Annotated in this window: 1 pseudogene; it reads left to right on the forward strand. The window is 71.7% G+C overall.

The annotated features are described in order from the left end of the window. Positions 1-367 (forward strand): annotated as a pseudogene (locus tag AC5RTT_RS20825) (molybdopterin molybdenumtransferase MoeA); the annotation flags it as partial.

Raw genomic sequence — 367 nt, forward strand, 5'->3', positions numbered from 1 at the left:
GTTCGTGCTGGGGCTGCCGGGCAATCCGCTGGCCGCGATGATGGCGCTGTGCACGGTGGGTGCTCCACTGCTCGCTGCGCTGGGCCACGGAGCCATGCCGGCCGTGCAGCAGGTTCCCTCCGGCACAGTGATCGAACCCGATCCCGGGCGCACGCGGCTGATGCCCTTCCGCCTCCTGTACGGCATGGCGTCGCCGGCCCAGCACACGGGTCCGGGGATGATGCGGGGGCTGGCTTCCGCTGACGGCGTCATGGTGGTGCCGCCGCATGGGGTGCAGCTGGGGGAGCCTGTGCCGGCTTTTGCGCTGCCGTGGGGTCCGCCCATTACCGAGCCGGCGGACACCGCCGCCAAAGCGAAGCCGAAGAGC

The organism is Arthrobacter sp. Y3221157 (assembly GCF_059089865.1).